The organism is Pseudomonas sp. 18058 (genome assembly GCF_902706155.1).
Classification (GTDB): Bacteria; Pseudomonadota; Gammaproteobacteria; order Pseudomonadales; family Pseudomonadaceae; genus Aquipseudomonas; species Aquipseudomonas rustica.
This window is the reverse complement of sequence record NZ_CACSJY010000080.1, coordinates 1-18,970: the sequence shown is the minus strand read 5'-3', so window position 1 is coordinate 18,970 and position 18,970 is coordinate 1. Positions and strand designations below refer to the sequence as shown.

14 protein-coding genes are annotated in these 18,970 nt (G+C 60.7%); 5 read left to right on the top strand and 9 right to left on the bottom strand.

The genetic code is table 11. The annotated features are described in order from the left end of the window. Window positions 1-251: 251 nt before the first annotated feature. Both GVL50_RS26630 and GVL50_RS26625 read left to right on the top strand, forming a co-directional pair. Window positions 252-1,361, top strand: coding sequence for a DUF3182 family protein (locus GVL50_RS26630; RefSeq protein ID WP_159815625.1), 1,110 nt, complete (start codon window positions 252-254; stop codon window positions 1,359-1,361). Next, window positions 1,351-2,106, top strand: coding sequence for a S9 family peptidase (locus GVL50_RS26625; protein WP_008081888.1), 756 nt, complete (start codon window positions 1,351-1,353; stop codon window positions 2,104-2,106). Before GVL50_RS26630 ends, GVL50_RS26625 begins: the two co-directional genes overlap by 11 nt. Before the next feature lie 87 nt (window positions 2,107-2,193). On the opposite strand, the gene GVL50_RS26620 is transcribed toward GVL50_RS26625, so the two are convergent. The 4 genes from GVL50_RS26620 to GVL50_RS26605 are packed head-to-tail and all read right to left on the bottom strand — an operon-like array spanning window position 2,194 to window position 6,171. Then, window positions 2,194-3,183: a lysylphosphatidylglycerol synthase domain-containing protein gene (locus tag GVL50_RS26620; RefSeq protein WP_159815624.1), complete on the bottom strand. Its 990-nt coding sequence runs from the start codon at window positions 3,181-3,183 to the stop codon at window positions 2,194-2,196. Next, entirely contained in the window at window positions 3,180-4,454 is a 1,275-nt protein-coding gene (clsB, locus tag GVL50_RS26615; RefSeq protein WP_159815623.1) for a cardiolipin synthase ClsB, read from the bottom strand. Before clsB ends, GVL50_RS26620 begins: the two co-directional genes overlap by 4 nt. Next, window positions 4,451-5,248 (bottom strand): endonuclease/exonuclease/phosphatase family protein, encoded by a 798-nt coding sequence (locus GVL50_RS26610; protein WP_159815622.1) that lies wholly within the window; start codon window positions 5,246-5,248, stop codon window positions 4,451-4,453. The genes clsB and GVL50_RS26610 overlap by 4 nt, the downstream gene beginning before the upstream one ends. After that, on the bottom strand, window positions 5,245-6,171 hold the full coding sequence (locus GVL50_RS26605; protein ID WP_159815621.1) for a DUF72 domain-containing protein: 927 nt from the start codon (window positions 6,169-6,171) through the stop codon (window positions 5,245-5,247). Before GVL50_RS26605 ends, GVL50_RS26610 begins: the two co-directional genes overlap by 4 nt. Window positions 6,172-6,473: 302 nt before the next feature. Here GVL50_RS26605 and GVL50_RS26600 point away from each other — a divergent pair, with 302 nt between their 5' ends. Next, window positions 6,474-8,570: a mechanosensitive ion channel family protein gene (locus tag GVL50_RS26600; protein WP_159815620.1), complete on the top strand. Its 2,097-nt coding sequence runs from the start codon at window positions 6,474-6,476 to the stop codon at window positions 8,568-8,570. Between the two features lie 123 nt (window positions 8,571-8,693). Here GVL50_RS26600 and GVL50_RS26595 read toward each other — a convergent pair whose 3' ends face one another. Next, entirely contained in the window at window positions 8,694-12,980 is a 4,287-nt protein-coding gene (locus tag GVL50_RS26595; RefSeq protein WP_159815619.1) for a DEAD/DEAH box helicase, read from the bottom strand. A 298-nt stretch (window positions 12,981-13,278) separates the two neighbouring features. Here GVL50_RS26595 and GVL50_RS26590 point away from each other — a divergent pair, with 298 nt between their 5' ends. Then, window positions 13,279-14,163 (top strand): sugar nucleotide-binding protein, encoded by an 885-nt coding sequence (locus GVL50_RS26590; RefSeq protein WP_159815618.1) that lies wholly within the window; start codon window positions 13,279-13,281, stop codon window positions 14,161-14,163. Beyond that, on the top strand, window positions 14,156-15,088 hold the full coding sequence (locus GVL50_RS26585) for an NAD-dependent epimerase/dehydratase family protein (protein ID WP_159815617.1): 933 nt from the start codon (window positions 14,156-14,158) through the stop codon (window positions 15,086-15,088). The genes GVL50_RS26590 and GVL50_RS26585 overlap by 8 nt, the downstream gene beginning before the upstream one ends. A gap of 371 nt (window positions 15,089-15,459) precedes the next feature. Here GVL50_RS26585 and GVL50_RS26580 read toward each other — a convergent pair whose 3' ends face one another. The 4 genes from GVL50_RS26580 to GVL50_RS26565 all read right to left on the bottom strand — a co-directional run bounded on the left by GVL50_RS26580 (window position 15,460) and on the right by GVL50_RS26565 (window position 18,886). After that, window positions 15,460-16,158: an OmpW family protein gene (locus tag GVL50_RS26580; RefSeq protein WP_053124272.1), complete on the bottom strand. Its 699-nt coding sequence runs from the start codon at window positions 16,156-16,158 to the stop codon at window positions 15,460-15,462. A 220-nt stretch (window positions 16,159-16,378) separates the two neighbouring features. Beyond that, window positions 16,379-16,897, bottom strand: a complete 519-nt coding sequence (locus GVL50_RS26575) for a DUF3299 domain-containing protein (RefSeq protein ID WP_159815616.1) — start codon at window positions 16,895-16,897, stop codon at window positions 16,379-16,381. A gap of 11 nt (window positions 16,898-16,908) precedes the next feature. Then, entirely contained in the window at window positions 16,909-18,174 is a 1,266-nt protein-coding gene (locus GVL50_RS26570; RefSeq protein ID WP_053124270.1) for an ABC transporter permease, read from the bottom strand. A gap of 1 nt (window position 18,175) precedes the next feature. Then, window positions 18,176-18,886: an ABC transporter ATP-binding protein gene (locus tag GVL50_RS26565; protein WP_053124268.1), complete on the bottom strand. Its 711-nt coding sequence runs from the start codon at window positions 18,884-18,886 to the stop codon at window positions 18,176-18,178. Window positions 18,887-18,970: the final 84 nt, after the last annotated feature.

Below are 18,970 nucleotides of genomic sequence, written 5' to 3'. Positions count from 1 at the left end.
GTCAGTTAACCCATGCGCAAGCTGACACACCGCTTTCGCGAGCAAGCCCGCTCCCACAGGGGGATTTCGGTTTGGTTTTGGATCGTGCAATTTGCCGGGGATTTACGGGTGGTCGTGCAGATTGAAACAGGCGTGGTGCCAGCACGATTTCGCCAAGTTTCTGATTAAACGAGGGTTTCCCTAGAGCAGCCGTTGGCCTGATCTCTGCACCCTTCACCGCTACAGTCATCGAACCGAGGGAAGGGGGACGCATGACCCCGATCACCCGCAGGAAAATCGTCGTCGCCCACTCGGTGCGTGCCGGCGCGCCGCAGCATGAAGTGCAAACCAACAAAGCACTGGCCCGTTGGCTGGCGCAAATTCTCGGGTTCAAATTCGGTGGCAGTTACGACCCGGAAAAACATCGCGGTCGTGACCTTTATCTATTGCCGACGCAAACCATCGTCGGCGCCACCCACGCTCACGAACTCGGCATCAAAGGCCCGGAAGATTTGTGGGGCGGATTTGTCGAGCACGACTTCATTTGCACCAAAGCCATCAGCCACGGTTTGCGCAGCCACTTGGCCCATGCGCCTGAGGGCTGGTCGCCGCTGTTTTCCGAACGGGTGCGCAACGTGGTGCTCGACGGCCTCAGCGTGTTTTCCCTGGAAGATGCGCGACCCGCGGCCGAGCATTTGTTGTACAGCGGGCCGATCCGTTTGAAGCCGGTTCATGCCTGCGCCGGTCGTGGCCAGGAAGTGATCAAGAGCCTCGACGCCTTCGATGAAATCCTCGCCCGGCCCGATATCGAAAAACAGTTCAGCGAAGGCGTGGTACTGGAACAGGACTTGAGCGACGTCGTCACCCACAGCGTCGGCCAGACGTTCATCGGCGACAAAGTGCTGAGCTACTGCGGTGATCAATACTTGACCAAAGATGCCCATGGCGAAGACGTGTATGGCGGTTCGAACCTGCTGGTGGTGCAGGGCGGCTATGCTGATCTGCTGGCGCTGGATCTGGCGGACGATGTCCGGCTGGCCATCGAACAGGCGCAGATTTTCGACAGCGCTGCCGATGAAGCTTATCCGCGCTTCTACGCCTCGCGGCGCAATTACGACATCGCCCAAGGGTTGGACAGCAACGGCAAAACCCGCAGCGGCGTGCTCGAACAATCCTGGCGCATGGGCGGTGCCAGCAGTGCTGAAGTTGCCGCGCTGCAAAGCTTCGTCAACGACCCGGGGATGCGCGCGATTCGTGTGTCGTCGGTGGAAACTTACATCGATCAGCCGCTGCCGGCGGACGCCATCGAGGTGTATCGCGGCCCGGCCGAAAACAGTGAATTTCTCCTCAAATACGTAACGGTCAAATCTTATGACGGCTAGAAGCGAAAGCATTCAAATCGACATTGATGATGAACAGATGAGCGGGACGTTTCTCAGTCCCAAATCGAAAGTCCCGGGGGTGTTGTTTGTTCACGGATGGGGCGGCAGTCAGGAGCGAGATCTTGAACGGGCCAAAGGTATTGCAGGGCTAGGGTGCGTGTGCCTGACCTTCGACTTGCGTGGGCATACCGGTGGCACCGGAATTCCGCTGACCCGCGTCACCCGTGAAGACAATCTGCGTGATCTGCTTGCTGCTTACGATCGCTTGCTCGCGCATCCTGCGCTCGATACCTCGGCGATTGCCGTGGTCGGCACCAGTTACGGTGGTTATCTGGCTGCAATCCTGACGTCGCTGCGCCCGGTGCGCTGGCTGGCGCTGCGGGTGCCGGCGCTATATCGCGACGAGCAATGGCACACGCCGAAGCGGGAGCTGGATAAAGCGGATTTACGTGATTATCGAAGCACGCTGGTGCGCGCCGACAGCAACCGTGCGTTGCATGCGTGCTCGCAGTTCACCGGGGATGTGTTGCTGGTGGAATCGGAAACCGATGACTACGTGCCGCACGCGGCGATCATGAGTTACCGCGCGGCGTGTCAGCAGACGCATTCGCTGACACACCGGATTATTGATGGCGCCGATCACGCGCTGAGCGAGCCGGTTTCGCAGCAGGCTTACACCTCGATATTGGTGGACTGGATTACCGAGATGGTCGTCGGCGAACGGTTGAGCATTATTCAGTCTTGAAGATCAAAAGATCGCAGCCTGCGGCAGCTCCTACAGGGAGAATGCATTCCAACTGTAGGAGCTGCCGAAGGCTGCGATCTCTTGATCTTAATGCCTAGGTTTTTTCTCTATCCGCAACGCCTTGGCTTTGGCCTCTACCACCAAATACATCACCACCGTAATCAACAACGGCAACAGAAAATAAATCGCCCGATACGCCAGCAACCCCGCCACCAGACTCCCTCGCGAAGCTTCATGCTGCAGCAGCGCAACAAACACCGCCTCCAGCACGCCAAGCCCCGCCGGAATATGCGTGATCACCCCGGCAATCGCGCTGATCAACAGCACACCCAGCACCAACGGATAATCCAATTTGCTCGGCAATAACGTGAAAATCACCGCCGCCATCAGCGACCAGTTCAACGCGCCCAACAGCAGTTGCAACACTGCCATGCGCAGCGACGGCAGGTTGATTTCCACACCACGAATCGACCACTCGCGGCGCTTGGAAAACTGACACGCCGCGAGGTAACCGGCGCTGACCAGCAACAACAAAACCCCGATGCCCTGCAACGCGCCGCTGCTGACTTTCCACCCCGGCGGCATAGTCACCAGACCGCTGCTGAACACCGCACCGGCAATGGTCATGTAGCCAAACCAGTTAGTCGCTAGGCTCAGCCCGAGAATCTTGGCGATGTTGCCTTTACTCACGCCCAACCGTGAATACAGCCGATAACGCATGGCGATGCCGCCGACCCACGCGCTCAGGTTCAGATTGAACGCGTAGCTGATAATCCCCACCGGCAGGATCTGTTTCCAGGTCAGATCCTGACGAATGTAAGTGCGGCCGATCAGGTCGAAACTGGCGTACACCAGAAAGCTCAGCAGCGTCAGGCTGGCGGCAATGATCAGCGTGCGCACCTTGAAGTCGGCAAGGGTTTCCAGCACTTCTTTCCATTCGATGCGCGTGGCGAACATCGTCAGCAGCACAATCAGTACGAGGAAAAACAGCAGCGTCAGCGGACGTTTCCAGCGGCTCCATTTCGAGTGCGTCGCTGGCGCCGCGTGACCGCTCGGGTGCGCTTCGGAATGGCTCATGAGCGGTTACCTCGAAACGGCTTGAGCCGCGGTTTGTGCGCCGGCAACCAACCGGCCATCGCCGGGAAATGCCGCAGAAAGTGGAACACCAGAAAGCCCACGGTCATGTGCCAGATGCGCCCGCGTGGCGACTTGCTGGCGTCCATGGCTTTGCAGTGGTTTTGGCTGAGGTCTTCGAGGCGCTCGAACAGATGCTGATTGAACGCGCGATCGCGGATCAGCACATTGGCTTCCAGGTTCAGCGACAGACTCAGCGGATCGAGATTGCTCGAACCGACGGTGCTCCATTCTTCATCGACCAGCGCGACTTTGCCGTGCAGCGGACGCTGGCAATACTCATGAATCTGCACGCCAGCCTTGAGCAAATAATCGTAGGTCATGCGCGCCGCGAGTTTCGCCACCAGCATGTCTGGCTGGCCTTGCAGGATCAGCCGCACATCGACACCGCGCCGCGCGGCATTGCGCATTTCGCGCAGCAAGCGGTAACCGGGGAAGAAGTAGGCGTTGGCGATCACCACACGGCGTTTGGCGCGGCGCAGCACTTGCAGATAAACGTCTTCGATATCGGTGCTGTGCTGGTCGTTGTCGCGGAACACCAGACGCACCTGACCGTCATGATCATCGAAGGCCATTTCCGCGCGACGCTGGCGCCGGCGTTGCCACCAGAACCGCGCGCGACCCGGGCGACCACTTTGCAACAGGGCGAAATGATGGATGTCGGCGACCGCCGGGCCGTGAATTTCCACCGAATAATCCTGCTTGGCTTCGGGGCCGAAATCGGCCAGATGATCGCCAGAAAAATTGATCCCGCCGATGAACGCGACCATGCCGTCGACTACGACGATTTTGCGGTGCAAGCGGCGGAACCAGTTGGTACGAATGCCGAGGCGTTTCGGCGCCGGATCGAAGATCTGCAAATGCACGCCGGCCTCACTCAGCGCGGCGAGATAGCCGGTGGTCAATTCGCCACAACCGAAGCCGTCGAGGCTGACGGTGGTGCGCACGCCGCGCTTGGCCGCATCAATCAGAATCTCCTGCAACTCGGCGCCGACCTTGTCTTCGAAAACGATGAAGGTCTCGAGAATGATTTCACTCTTCGCCGCACGCATTGCTTCAAACACACGCGGGAAGTATTCCTCGCCGTTTTCCAGCAATTGCACATGGTTGCCGCCCTGCCAGCGGTACTCGACGTCGACCTGACCGGGCTCGCGCACCGGTGGGGTAATGCTGATGGGTTCCACGGCGGATTTCTCCAGCGGCGCGCTGTTCATAGTTCGATCTCCACCGATAACGGTGCGTGGTCGGAAAGGTGAGACCAGGGCCGGTTGGCAAGGACTTTCGGCTGGCTGGCCTTGAGGTTACGGACATAAATACGGTCGAGGCGCAGGGTCGGCAGACGTGCGGGGAAACTGCGCGCCGGTTTGCCGTGGTGCTCGGCGAACACTTCACGCAGGCCACAGGGTTTGAGCAACGCATCGGCGCGCTGGCGCCAGTCATTGAAGTCACCGGCGACGATCACGGGCGCGTCGTCCGGCAGTTCGGCCAAGCGTTCGCCGAGTAGCTTCAACTGGGCGTTGCGATGACTTTCACGCAGGCCCAGATGCACGCAGATCGCATGGATCTCGGCGCCGTCGCCGGGCAGACGCAGCACGCAATGCAGCAGGCCACGGTTCTCATGGCCGCTGATCGACACGTCGAGATTGTCGTGGCGGATGATCTGGAATTTCGACAACAACGCATTGCCGTGATCGCCGTCCGGGTACACCGCGTTGCGCCCATAGGCGAACTGCGGCCAGAGGCTGTCGGCGAGGAATTCGTACTGCGGCATCGTCGGCCAATTGCTGTAGCGCTTGTGATGATGCTCGTGGGTGCCATGGACTTCCTGCAAAAACACCACGTCGGCGGCGACGCTGCGTACTGCTTCGCGCAATTCCGGGAGGATGAAACGCCGATTCAGTGCGGTGAAACCCTTGTGGGTATTGACCGTCAGCACGGTGAATGTGCGCACCGACGGCGCGACGATCGAGCCTTCATCGGTGAAGCCGACCGGTTCTGAAATACTCATGCCAGCACTCCTTCGCCAGCGGGTTCGCCGGGGGTGGTGGCGAGGTCTTTATCCAGCTCGAAACGGTGCAGCAGATCACGGGCGTCGTAGGGCGCGCGGACTTTGATGTCGTTGTCGAAATAGCAGAACACTTCGCGGGATTTGCGTGCGCGCGGCTTCAAGCGCGGGGCGATCAGATGGGCATCTTTGGGTTGCTCGCCGTGATGCCAGGCGTCGATGCGCTCGGCCCAACGCTTGAGGGCTGGCGCGGTGTAACCGCTGGCGTAGAGTTCTTCGGCGCCGTGCAGGCGCAGATAAACGAAGTCGCTGGTGAGGTCTTCGCGGTACGGCCATTTATCGGCGGTGTCGGCGATTACCAGCGCGGTGTTGTAGCGCTTCAGTAACCGCACAAATTCGGGATCGAGGAAGCTGTCGTTGCGGATTTCCACGGCGTGGCGTAACGGCTTTTTGCGCCAGGCTTTCATGCTCGCGTGGCCGTGCAGGTGGGAGTCATGTTGATGGGCGAGGGCGGCGGCCGCTTCGGTGTCGTGGGGCAACAGAGCGAGGAAATGTTCGAAACGCTCAGGCTCGAATTTGAAGTTCGGCGGGAACTGCCAAAGGATCGGCCCGAGTTTTTCCTTGAGCTCGAGAATCCCGGAGGCGAAGAAGTTAGCCAAGGGTTTTTCGATATCGCGCAAACGGCGGATATGGGTGATGAAGCGCGGGGCTTTGACGCTGAAGACGAAGTCGTCGGGTGTTTCGGCGTACCACTGCGCATAGCGTTCGGGTCGTTGCAGGGCATAGAACGATCCGTTGATTTCGATGCTGTTGACCGCCCTCGACGCGAATTGCAATTCGCGCTTTTGCGCCAGTCCCTTGGGGTAGAAGTCCCCGCGCCACGGTTCGTAGCGCCAGCCGGAAATACCGATGTGAATCGTCGCCATGCCACCCTCCCGTTGAAAGCCCTCGTGTTGCCGCTGTCTTTTGATGACTGCGGGCGGATCGGGAAAGTTTCGGCGGTATTACGGACGGTCAGCCAATAGGGGTGACCGAGCCTTTGTAGGAGCAGAGCTTGCTCGCGAAAGCGGCGGATCATCCAACATCAATGTTCAATGAAAGGACGCCTTCGCGAGCAAGCTCTGCTCCTACAGAACCTCATGACACGGGCATTGGGTGAGGGGCTCGTGAACTTGCCGGCCAATTATCGATCAGTTCCTTACAGGTTCAGCCACGGGAGATCGGAGTTTTGGTCAAGTTCAGGATCGCCATTCTGCTGGGAGCATTGCTGTTTCTCGGTGCCAGTGAAATCGACGCCGCCGCGCTGCCGGGTGTTCCGGCCGCTGCCGAGGAACCGGCCAAACCCGAACCGCTGGTGCAGGGCGGTCTGCTCGGTGCGATCAGTTCGAGCATCGACGACGTGCAGGACAAACTCGACATCAACGAGCATCTGGTCGACGCCTGGCGCCTGCGCGCCGACCGTGCGGCCGATGAAGTCGACAAACTGGTCAACCAGCCGTCGAACCGCTCAGGCTGGAGTGTCGCCGGAGATTTCCTCACGCTGTCCGGCACCTGGCTCGGCAGTTTTGCGCTGCTGACCGTACTCGGCAGTCTGTTAGCCAACCGTATGCGTGGAGGCCGCTGGTTACGCACCCGCCAGCGCAGTCAGGATCTGATCGGCTACTTGCTGCCGTACACGCTTCCGGCGCTGATCTGCCTGCCGTTGACCCTGTATGTCAGTCATTTTCTGCAAGCTTCGGTGGGGCGCGCGCTGGCGCTGTGTCTGGCTTATGCCACCAGCAGCGGCATCTTTTCCACTTCGATGCTGCTATGCGTGGTGGTGATGTTCAACGTCGGGCACAAACGTCCCGCTGCACGTATCATCTGCAATTATTGCCCGCGGCCGTTGTTCCTGATCGGCTTCCTCGCCGCCCTCAGCGATGCGCTGACCAGCCCGCAAATCGCCCGGCAACTGGGCGGCAATATCACCAGCAGCGTCGCCGTGTTTACCGGCCTGATCGCCTCGGTGATTTTCGGATTGTTGGTGATTCGCTTGCGTCGCCCAGTGGCGCATCTGATTCGCAACCGCTCGCTGGCTCAACGTTTGAAACAGCCCTCCTTGCAGGAGTCACTGCGGATTTTTTCCGGGCTGTGGTATTGGCCGATTGTGTTGATGGTGCTGGTCTCGGCGGTGAATCTGATCGGCATCGGCGAGGACAATCAAAAAGCCCTGCGCTGCGCGTTGTTCACCACGGTGCTGCTGATCGGCACGGTATTTCTCAGCACGATTCTGCAGCACTTGTTCAAGTCACGAAAAGCCGAAGCGATCCAGCGCAGCAGCGCCTACAAGGAACGCTTCCTGAGCCTGTTGCACGCCTTGCTGCGGATCGTCATCGCGATTGCCTTCATCGATATTCTCGGACGGATCTGGGGCGTGTCGCTGCTTGATTTCGCCCAGAGCAGTACGGTCGGGCGAGCAATCAGTAACGCGCTGAGCAGCATCGGCCTGATCTTCCTGGTGACCTGGCTGTTGTGGGTGGTGCTCGACACGGCGATTCAGGAGGCACTGAAACCACCGCTCAGCAAACGCGCGGCGCGCCAGCCGAGCACACGGGTGAAAACCATCCTGCCGCTGCTGCGCAACGCGATCAAGATCATCCTCGTGGTGATCTGCGCGATCACCACCATGGCCAACCTGGGGATCAACGTTGCGCCGCTGCTGGCGGGTGCCGGTGTGGTCGGTCTGGCCATCGGTTTCGGTTCGCAGCAACTGGTGCAGGACGTGATTACCGGGCTGTTCATCATTATCGAAGACACCCTGTCGATTGGTGATTGGGTGGTGCTCGATTCCGGGCATGCCGGTACGGTCGAAGGGCTGACCATTCGTACCCTGCGGCTGCGTGACGGCAAGGGTTTTGTGCACTCGGTGCCGTTCGGCCAGATCAAGGCTGTGACCAACCAATCGCGGCAGTTTGCCTATGCGTTTTTCTCGGTGCAGTTCACCTATGACACGGACGTGGATAAAGCCATCGAGTTGATTCGCGAGACCGGCGATTCGATCCGCGAAGACCCTTTCCTCAAGTACAACCTGCAAGGGCCGCTGGATGTGTTTGGCGTGGATCGGATGGATTTGAATGGCGTGGTGCTGACGGCGCAGTTCAGGACGGTGTCGGGTGGGCAGTATGCGGTGAGCCGGGCGTTTAACCAGCGTTTGAAGAAGCTTGTGGATAACACCGAGACGGTGCATTTCGCGCAGACTTATCCACAGCAGGTTCTGTTGCCGAAGCGGCAGGTGCAGGAGGGAGAGGTGGTGGCGACCGAGGTGCCGCAGGGGTCGCGGACATAGCGCAAGATTATGTGGGGCAGTGCCGGCCTCTTCGCGAGCAAGCTCGCTCCCACATTGGATTTGTGTACGCCGCAAATCCCTGTGGGAGCGAGCTTGCTCGCGAAGGGGCCAGTGAGGACAACCTCAATGCCGGATCAATTTGCCGCGCACCTGCTCCATATCGATCTGATCCAGCTCCAGCCAGAACTGCTGCTTGCCGGCAATCTCCGCCGCCGCCGGCAACCCATCCCGATACACCAATCGATTGCTCACCAGCGCCGGCACTTTCACCCCCGGCAGCAACGTCCCGGCCAGATTCAACGGATCAACCCCACACACCGCCACCAGACTGCCGTCATGCGGCCGCCGCCGTACCTCGCGCAACAGTGGAATGGCTTCGGGCAAGGCAAACTGTTCCCCCGCCAAACCACTGACAAACCGCCCGCCACGAATCTCGCCGCGCGCTTCCAGCCGATGAAACGTACGCAGCAATTCCCGCCAACTCGGCAGCCAATCCGCCTCACGCTCCAGCAAGCGCCAGAACACCACGCCGTAACGGCGCAGCAAGGTCATGGCGACATGCTCCAGGGTTTCGCTGTTATCCACAGCCGCCCCGCGCCGTAGCAACGCCCAGCGCCCGGCATCATCCATGCCGCCAACAAACGCCCCGCGTCCACGCCGACTGCTGCGCTGCTGGCGCTTGCTCGCCGGGGTGATCAGCGCACGCAGGCCGGCGAAGCTGTCGGCGTTCACCAGCCCGGCACCGACCAGTTCCTGCAAGGCGATTTCCAGTTCGGTGCGCAGCAAATGCGCTTCATGAATCAGCTCATCGAAAAACAGCGCACCGTGCTGACTCAAGGCTTCAAACACTTTCTGGGTTTTCGGCGAGAGTTCGCTCACGGGCGTCTGTTCGGCCAGCGCGCTCCATAAGCCAACCTGATTGCGCGGCAGCAACACAATCGGCGTACTGCGCAACGCCGTGCCGCTGACTTTTTGCCGGGCACTCAAGCGTGTCCATACCAGTTTGCCGTTGCGGCACAGATCATCCAGCCAGCTCGGCGAATAGTCTTTCAGGCGCGCCGGGAGAATGTCGCTGTCCCACGCCGAGGCCGCTGCCGCGTAACCTTCAAACTGGCCGACAATCGCCGGCAACACCGCGCTACCTTGGCCACGAGTCGCGGGCGAAAGGTGCTGCCAGTCGAACAGAAAGCGCATGAAATCCTGCAACGCCACCGGTTCGATTTCCCGGCGCAGACGCTTGACCGTGTAGCGATGAATACGCGCGAGCAGGTGGCGTTCGCACCATTCTTCGATGTTCAGTTCCGGCGTGAACTGGCCGCGCAGCACGTAGCCTTCACGCTCGAGTTGGGCGAGAGCCTGATTGACTTGAGCGGTTGGCAGTGCGAGCGGTTCAGCAATAGCGGTTAACGGCAACGGGCCAAAGGCACCGAGGCGAGCTCGAATCACTTCGACCAATGCCTCGTCAAACGTCCAACCTTCATCGAATCCCGGCAACGCCTCCAGCTCAGGCTGCAATTTGGCCTGTGGATAAAGCGCTTGCAGGCAGGTCAGGCGTTCGCGGGCCAGCCATAAACAATGCTCGGCATCGATCTGCAAGCGGCAGGCGCGACCGCTTTTGGCCAAGGTTTCCAGCCATTCACGCCAACCTTCGTTCGCTTGCACCTCATCCTCGCTGATGCATGCCAGACTCATCAGCGCCTCATGCATTTCATCCACAGCATTCGGCGTCGGCCACGCCTCTTCGCGCACAGCCGTAATCGCGTCGGCATCCAGCGCACCGAGATCATCAGTCGATTGCGGATCGCTCCAGCGGCGGTTGATCACCGCTTGGGTACGACGTTCTTCCAGCGGTGCATCGTCGAGAAAAGCGTACGGCCGAGCACTGAGGATTTCCGCCGCGAGCGGTGAGGGCGCCGGCAAATCGCGGCTGATCAAGCGCACTTCGCCACGCTCCATGCGCCGCAGCAGATTGAGCCAGCCTTCGCTGTCCATGGCCTCGTGCAGGCAGTCGTCGAGGGTTTGCTCGATCAATGGATGCTCGGGAATTTCCCGCTCGCCGGCGAGGTTTTCCAGGCAGGCGATCTGATCGGGAAACACGCTGGCAATCAGGTCTTCGCTTTTCATTCGCTGCAACTGCGGCGCGACTTTGCGTCCGCCGGTAAAACGCGGCAACGCCAGCGCGACGCCGGCATTCCAGCGCCAGCGCACGCCGAACAGCGGCGCATCGAGCACCGCTTGAATAAGGATGTGCTCGGCGCTGTTGCTGTGCAGATAGCGCCAGATCTCATCCAGTTCAAAGCTGTGGCTGGTGGACAGCGACAACACGATGGCGTCTTCGCTGGCGGCAGCCTGCAATTCGAAGTTGAACGTGCGGCAGAAACGCTTGCGCAGGGCCAATCCCCAGGCGCGGTTGATGCGGCTGCCGAACGGTGAATGGATGATCAGTTGCGTGCCGCCGGACTCATCGAAAAATCGCTCCATCAGCAGGGTATCTTGCGAGGGCAGGGCGCCGAGGGTTTGCCGGGCGCGGGCGAGGTATTCGACCAGTTGCTCGGCGCTGGCGCGGTTGAGGCCGAGGGTCTGCGTCAGCCAGTCGAGGGCTGGTTGCAAGTCTCCGGGGCTGGCGCCAAGCAACGTGTCGAGCTGCGATTGCAGGCGCGCCACGGCGAACGACAGTTCATCGCTGCGCCCCGGTGCTTCGCCGAGCCAGAACGGTATGGTCGGCGGCTGGCCGTGGGCATCCTCGACCCGTACTTTGCCGGTTTCCACACGGAGGATGCGGTAGGAGGTATTGCCGAGCTGGAACACATCGCCGGCAATGCTTTCCACGGCGAAGTCTTCATTGACGCTGCCGATGTTCAAGCCTTGCGGCTCAAGCATCACGCTGTAATCGGCGTTGTCGGGGATGGTGCCGCCGCTGGTCACGGCAGCGAGTTTCGCCCCCCGGCGGCCACGCAAAGTGCGGCTGACGGCGTCGCGGTGCAGGTAGGCGCTGCGGATGCCCTGACGACCGTTGTAGCCTTCGGCGAGCATGCTCAGCAGGGCTTGATAGTGTTTTTCGTCGAGGTCGCGATAGGGCGAAGCCTGGCGGAACATCGCCAGCAAGGCGTCTTCTGACCATTCCTGACAGCTGACTTCGGCGATGATTTGCTGGGCGAGTACATCCAGCGGCGCGACGGGAATATGCAGGGTGTCGAGTTCGCCACGGCGTACGCAGTCGAGCAGGGCGGCGCATTCAATCAAGTCATCGCGGGTGGTGGCGAACAAGCGGCCCTTGGGCGTGCCGCCGACCTGGTGTCCGGAACGACCGACCCTTTGCAGAAACCCGGCGATGGAGAGCGGTGAAGCGATCTGACAGACGAGATCGACTTCGCCGATATCGATGCCCAGTTCCAGCGAAGCGGTGGCGATCAACACCTGCAACTCGCCACGCTTGAGGCGTTGTTCGGCGTCGAGACGAAACTCCTTGGCCAGACTGCCGTGATGCGCCGCTACTGCATGTTTGCCGAGGCGCTCGCTGAGGTGCCTGCTAAGGCGTTCGGCAAGACGCCGGGTGTTGACGAAAATCAGTGTGGTGCGGTGCTCGCGTGCGAGTTCGGCGAGGCGGTCGTAGACCAATTCCCAGACATCGTTGGCCATGATGGCCGACAACGGCACGGGCGGCACTTCGATGCCGAGATCCCGTGGCCGGGCGTGACCGATGTCGATGATTTCGCAGGGCCGGTCATGGCCGACGAGGAATTGCGCCACGGCTTCGACCGGTTTTTGTGTGGCGGAGAGTCCGATGCGGGTCAGCGGTTCGGCGCACAAGGCTTGCAGGCGCTCAAGGCTCAGGGACAAGTGGCTGCCGCGTTTGCCGGCGGCCATCGCATGGATTTCGTCGATGATCACCGTGCGCGTGGTGCCGAGCATTTTCCGTCCGGATTCCGAGCCGAGCAGCACGTAGAGCGATTCCGGCGTGGTCACCAGAATGTGCGGCGCGGTTTTGCGCATGGCGGCGCGGTCTTTTTGCGGGGTGTCGCCGGTGCGCACGGCGGTGGTGATGTGGACTTCCGGCAGGTTCATTTGCCGCAGCTGTTCGGTGATCCCGGCGAGTGGATTTTGCAGGTTGATGCGGATGTCATTGGACAGTGCTTTGAGCGGCGAGACGTAAACCACCAGGGTTTCGTCGGGCAGGCCGTCGGGGTTTTCCAGGCCACGGTGGACGAGGTCGTCGAGTACGGCGAGGAACGCGGTGAGGGTTTTGCCCGAGCCGGTGGGCGCGGCGATCAGCGTCGAGCGGCGCTGGCGGATCAACGGCCATGCGCGGGCCTGGGCGGCGGTGACCGTCGGGAAGGTCTTGCGGAACCAGGCGCTGACGGCGGGGTGAAAGCCTGCCAGAGCGCTGTCGGCGGGGAGGGGCAGATTCATGGGATAAGTTATGCGGTCGCTGGGGGGAAGATGCAAGTACCGCTCAGGATCTTCAGCGTCTGCCAGGGTCTCATCGCGAGCGGGCTCGCTCCTACAGGGGAATGCATTCCAATTGTAGGAGTGAGCCTGCTCGCGATGGCGCCAGTCGAGGCACTACAAATATCCGGGATGTACACTTTACGGATGACGGTTGCGCACTAAACCCGCAAAATGCAACGATTCCGGCAATTATCGGCGACGCTTCCACAAGATCCGTCGCTCAAGCCATCGTTCCAATCAGACTGGGCCTGCTGACTCTATGCGAATGCGCCTTATGTTACTGGGCGGCGGAAATGCCCTTGGGCAGGCGCTGATTCGCCTCGGTGCGGAGGAAGACATCGGTTTCCTCGCCCCCCGCCCGCCCGAAAACGGCTGGGATGCCGCGAGCCTGACCCAATTGCTCGACGACACCCGTCCCGATGCGTTGATCAACCTCGCCTACTATTTCGACTGGTTCCAGGCCGAGACGGTCAGCGAAATCCGTATGGCCGGGCAGGAACGCGCGATCGAGCGTCTGGCCGAATTGTGCCAGCACCACAACATTGTCCTCGTGCAGCCCTCCAGTTATCGGGTGTTCGACGGCTCGCGCGCCACCGCTTACAGCGAAAAAGATGAACCAGTGCCGCTGGGTCTGCGCGGTCAGGCGCTGTGGCGTATCGAACAGAGCGTTCGCGCGACCTGCCCGCAGCATGTGTTGCTGCGTTTCGGCTGGCTGCTCGATGACAGCGCCGACGGCACCCTCGGGCGTTTCCTCGCCCGCGCCGAGCAACCGGAAGAATTGCTGCTGGCCGATGATCGCCGTGGCAATCCGACCCCGGTCGACGACGCTGCGCGGGTGATCATCTCGGTGCTCAAGCAACTCGATTGCGCGGCGCCGCTGTGGGGCACTTATCACTACGCCGGCCACGAGGCGACCACGCCGCTGGCGCTGGGTCAGGCGATTCTGACCGAAGCGCGCAGCCTGCACGCCCTGGCCATCGAAGCGCCGACCGCTCAGGCCCACGCCGCGCGCCCGGACGCTGCCGAAGAACCGCAACACGCGGTGCTGGCCTGCAAGAAAATTCTGCATACTTTCGGGATCAAGCCGCGCGCCTGGCGTGCCGCGCTCCCGGCTTTACTGGATAGGTTTTATCGTCATGGCTGAAGGCCCTGTTTTAATCACCGGCGGCGCCGGTTTCATCGGCTCGCACCTGACTGACGCGTTGCTCGCCAAGGGCCATTCGGTGCGGATTCTCGATGACCTGTCAACCGGCAAACGCGGCAATCTGCCGCTGGACAATCCCAAGGTTGAACTGGTTGTTGGCGATGTTGCCGATGCGGCGCTGGTCGCTCAAACGATGCAGGGTTGCAGCGCCGTAGCGCACCTGGCCGCTGTGGCCTCGGTGCAGGCTTCGGTGGATGATCCGGTGAAGACGCACCAGAGCAATTTCATCGGCACGCTGAATGTCTGCGAAGCCATGCGTCAGGCCGGGGTCAAGCGTGTGCTGTTCGCCTCCAGCGCGGCGGTGTATGGCAACAATGGTGAGGGTGAGTCGATTGATGAAGACACGCCGAAAGCACCGCTGACACCGTATGCCTCGGACAAATTGGCCGGTGAGCATTACTTCGATTTCTATCGCCGCCAGCACGGTCTGGAACCGGCGATTTTCCGCTTCTTCAACATCTTCGGCCCGCGCCAGGATCCGTCCTCGCCGTACTCCGGGGTGATCAGCATCTTCAGTGAGCGCGCGCAGAAAGGGTTGCCGATCACCGTGTTTGGTGATGGCGAGCAGACGCGGGATTTCCTTTATGTCGAGGATCTGGTCGACGTGCTGGTGCAGGCGATTGAAAAGCCTGAAGTGGAAGCCGGCGCGGTGAATGTTGGCTGGAATCAGTCGATGAACCTCAAGCAGATGCTCGCGGCGTTGCAGACGGTGGTGGGTGAGTTGCCGCCGATTAGCTACGGGCCGGCGCGCTCGGGGGATATTCGGCATTCGCGGGCGAATAATCAGCGCTTGCTGGCGCGGTTTAAGCTGCCGGAGCAGACGCCAATGAGCGTGGGGTTGGCGCGGTTGTTGGGCCGTTCCTGAGAAGAGCCCCTCACCCTAGCCCTCTCCCGGAGGGAGAGGGGACTGATTGCGGTGGATGTTCGATTTACGCCGACCTGAACTATCTGGCTGAACTCAGGTTTTGAAAAGCATGAAGATCGGCTCCCTTTCCCCCTCTCCCTGAGGGAGAGGGCTGGGGTGAGGGGGTTGGATTGCAGCCGCCCAACAATTCCAGCAGACATGAAAAAGGCGCCCTTCAACAGGCGCCTTTTTCACGGCCGGAATGTACCGCTATCCCTTGTGGCGAGGGGATTTAACGAATCGTCGCACCGCCCCGATCAACTGCATGGCAGTCGCCTTCAGATTCAAGTCTGCCCACCACCAAGCCTCATCCACCACCACGCGAATGTTCCTTAGAACTTGTAACCCAACCCCACCATGTACACAAACGGGTCGACATCCACATTCACCCGTGCCCGAGTGCCCGGCGCCACTGCGTTGTTCTCCACTGTCGCGCGAGTATCGATGTCGATATAACGCACTTGGGCGTTGATCATCACCTTGTCAGTCAGCATGTAATCGGCACCGACCTGCCACGCCAGCCCCCAGGAGTTTTTCGCCTTGAAGTTGCTGAAGCCTGCAGTCTGCGCTTCGCTGCCGACGTGTTCGTCATAGATCCAGGTGTAGTTGATGCCGCCGCCCACATACGGTTGGAAGGCCGACTTCGAATCCAGCGGGTAGTAGACGACGCTGAGGGTCGGCGGCAGGTGTTTCAGGGTGCCGAGTTTGCCGTTGGCTGCTGGCAGGGCCGTGTTTTTGAGCTTCACGTCATGTTCGAACGGCGAGGCCGCCAGCAACTCGATACCGATGTTGTTGGTGATCATGTAAGCGAAGTTGAGACCCAATTGGGTGTCGCTGCTCATGGTCGCCTTGCCGCCCAGGTTGGCGCCGCTCAGCGGACCCTGATCGACCTTGACGCTGGAGCTGTCGGCCTTCGGGTTGACGGTGATTGCACCGGCGCGAACGATGATGTCACCGGCATCGTGGGCGTGGGCGAGCGGGGCTGCGAGCGCGAGGGCAAACAACGAAGCGCTGAGCAAGGACTTGTTCATGGGGGCTCCAAAGGACGTTAAAAATTTCTGATGTCCTATGGTACGAAGCCAATTGATACGGTCTTTTGACGCAGCTCAATGAAACAGTGAAGTCCCCGGTTTTTGTGGAACCTCTGAAGGCCTCTTCGCGGGCAAGCCTTGCTCCTACAGACGGTGAATACCGTAGGAGCAAAGCTTGCTCGCGAAGGCATCTATATATTCAACACAAAACTACCGGGATCTACTCCGGCAGCTCATACACATAAATCTTGTCCGCCTCCATCTGATACCCGGCATCCGCCAGCTCGCTGCTCGACGCTTTGACCTGCAACGGCCCCTCGATCCAGTACGGCTGATACAGCTCATCCAGCTTCACACCCAACTCGCTTTTCACATGCACGATCTGGTTCGACGGCGGTGGCGGCACATGGATGCACGCGCCGAAATACGGCACCAGCAAGAAGTCCGTGGTGCGCCCCTCTTCGTTGACTTCCAGTGGCACGATATAGCCCGGCAAACGAATGTTCTGGCCATCGAGCGCCTGCACCACCGGCGCATTCGGCAGATCCTGCTTCGCCGCTGGCGCCGACTCCGCCGACAGCGCATCGCTCATTTTCGACATGTCGTGCAGCGGGGTCATGTTCGGCACTTCCGGCGCGGCGTCCGGCGGGATCATTTCCGACCATGTCAGGTCTTTCGGCGCTGCGGCCCACACGGGCAGGGCGACCAGCAACAGCAGCGCAAGCAAGGCGCGGGGCATGGTGAACATCCTCATAAACGGATCGACAGGCCATCGGCCAAAGATTGGCGATAAGCGCGCCAGGCCGGCACGCTGCCCATCAGCAGCGCGGCCGCCAGAATGCCACCGAGCAGCGTCCATTCATACTCGCTCGGCCACGCCAGCGGCAGAAACAGACCGTAATTGGCCTGCACGTAACCCTGCGCAGCGGCGATGCCGATGTACAGCAACGCAACGCCGGCGATCACCCCGGTCAGCGCCAGAGCGAACGCTTCCAGCACCAGCAGACTCGCGATGTGCCACGGCCGCGCACCGACCGAACGCAGAATCGCCATCTCGCGGCGACGTTCGTTGAGGCTGGTGAGAATCGCTGTGAGCATGCCGATCAAACCGGTCAGCACCACGAACAGCGAAACCACGAACAAGGCTTTTTCAGCGGTGCTCATCAGGCTCCACAACTCCTGCAACGCCACGCCCGGCAGGATCGCCAGCATTGGCTCGCCACGGAATTCGTTGATCTCGCGTTGCAGCGCAAAAGTGGAAATCTTGCTGTTGAGGCCAAGCATAAACGCGGTGATCGCTTGCGGCGTCAGATCCATGTTGCGCGCCTGATCCGCCGTGATCCGCCCGTTGCCACGCGCCGGCACGCCGTTGTGCCAGTCGATGTGAATCGCCTCCATGCCACCGAGGCTGATGTGCAACGTGCGATCGACCGGCGTACCGGTGCGCTTGAGAATGCCGACCACGGTGAACGGTTTGTCGTCATGTTTGACCAGACTGATCGCCGCCACTCCGTGGGCCAGCACCAGTTGGTCGCCGAGCTTGTAATGCAGCGCATCGGCCACTTCAGCGCCGAGCACCACTTCAAACGGATCGGTGGCAAATGCACGACCGTCGGCCAACTCCAGATGCTGCTTGCGACCGTACTGGTAGTGCTCGAAATACGCTTCAGTGGTGCCCATCACGCGATAGCCGCGATGGGAATCGCCGAGGGACATCGGGATCGCCCACTTCACTTTCGGGTTGTTGGCGAAGTGTTCGAAGCTGTCCCAGCGAATGTTGTTGGTGGCGTTGCCGATGCGGAACACCGAGTACAGCAATAGATTCACCGAACCGGAGCGCGCGCCGACAATCAGGTCGGTGCCGCTGATGGTGCTGGCGAAACTGGCTTTGGCTTCGGTGCGCACCCGTTCAACGGCGAGCAGCAGACAGACCGACAGGGCGATGGCGAAAGCCGTGAGCAAAGCGGTGAAGCGGCGGTTGGCCAGGCTGGCCATGGCCAGACGAAACAAATACATCTCAGACCTCGGCAGACGTGGCGGCACGATTGAGTTCGGCCAGGGACAGATGACGGTCGAACAACGGCGCCAGGCTCTGATCGTGGCTGACGAACAGCAGACTCGATCCGGCTTCGCGGCACTCGGCGAACAACAGGCGAATGAAGTTTTCCCGGGCGTCGTAATCCAGCGCCGAGGTTGGCTCGTCAGCGATTACCAGCTCAGGCTGGCCGATCAATGCGCGTGCGGCGGCCACGCGTTGTTGCTGACCGATCGACAGCGAATCGGCGCGGCGGCTGAGAATGCTTTCATCCTTCAGACCCAAGTGGGCGAGTAAGGTAGCGGCGGCTTGATCGACGCTGCCGTGACGCTGTTTCGCCCGTTGCGCACGCAGTTTGGAGAAGTGGCATGGCAGCTCGACGTTCTCGCGCACCGAGAGAAACGGCAGCAAGTTGAACTGCTGAAAAATGTAGCCGGTGTGATCGACGCGGAAAGTGTCGCGGGCGCCGGCGGAGAGTTCGGTCAGTTCTTGGCCGAGCAAACGAATGCTGCCGCGATCAGGTTTCTGCACACCGCCGAGCAGGCCGAGCAGGGTGGTTTTGCCGCTGCCGCTCGGGCCTTTGAGAAACAGGGTTTCGCCCGGTTCCAGACGAAACGCCGGGATGTCCAGCAACGGCGGGTGACCGGGCCAACTGAAGCCCAGGTCGGACAGTTCGATGAGTGCTTGGGTCATGGCACCAATTTCATGAGTTTTCATAGCCCTGTAGGAGCTGCCGAAGGCTGCGATCTTTTGATCCTGATCTTCTTAAAGCAAGAT

Coding starts and splice junctions, on each gene's coding strand:
- GVL50_RS26630 (WP_159815625.1), top strand. CDS start 252: ATGACCCCGATCACCCGCAGGAAAATCGTCGTCGCCCACTCGGTGCGT.
- GVL50_RS26625 (WP_008081888.1), top strand. CDS start 1,351: ATGACGGCTAGAAGCGAAAGCATTCAAATCGACATTGATGATGAACAG.
- GVL50_RS26620 (WP_159815624.1), bottom strand. CDS start 3,183: ATGAGCCATTCCGAAGCGCACCCGAGCGGTCACGCGGCGCCAGCGACG.
- clsB (WP_159815623.1), bottom strand. CDS start 4,454: ATGAACAGCGCGCCGCTGGAGAAATCCGCCGTGGAACCCATCAGCATT.
- GVL50_RS26610 (WP_159815622.1), bottom strand. CDS start 5,248: ATGAGTATTTCAGAACCGGTCGGCTTCACCGATGAAGGCTCGATCGTC.
- GVL50_RS26605 (WP_159815621.1), bottom strand. CDS start 6,171: ATGGCGACGATTCACATCGGTATTTCCGGCTGGCGCTACGAACCGTGG.
- GVL50_RS26595 (WP_159815619.1), bottom strand. CDS start 12,980: ATGAATCTGCCCCTCCCCGCCGACAGCGCTCTGGCAGGCTTTCACCCC.
- GVL50_RS26590 (WP_159815618.1), top strand. CDS start 13,279: ATGCGAATGCGCCTTATGTTACTGGGCGGCGGAAATGCCCTTGGGCAG.
- GVL50_RS26585 (WP_159815617.1), top strand. CDS start 14,156: ATGGCTGAAGGCCCTGTTTTAATCACCGGCGGCGCCGGTTTCATCGGC.
- GVL50_RS26580 (WP_053124272.1), bottom strand. CDS start 16,158: ATGAACAAGTCCTTGCTCAGCGCTTCGTTGTTTGCCCTCGCGCTCGCA.
- GVL50_RS26575 (WP_159815616.1), bottom strand. CDS start 16,897: ATGCCCCGCGCCTTGCTTGCGCTGCTGTTGCTGGTCGCCCTGCCCGTG.
- GVL50_RS26570 (WP_053124270.1), bottom strand. CDS start 18,174: ATGTATTTGTTTCGTCTGGCCATGGCCAGCCTGGCCAACCGCCGCTTC.
- GVL50_RS26565 (WP_053124268.1), bottom strand. CDS start 18,886: ATGACCCAAGCACTCATCGAACTGTCCGACCTGGGCTTCAGTTGGCCC.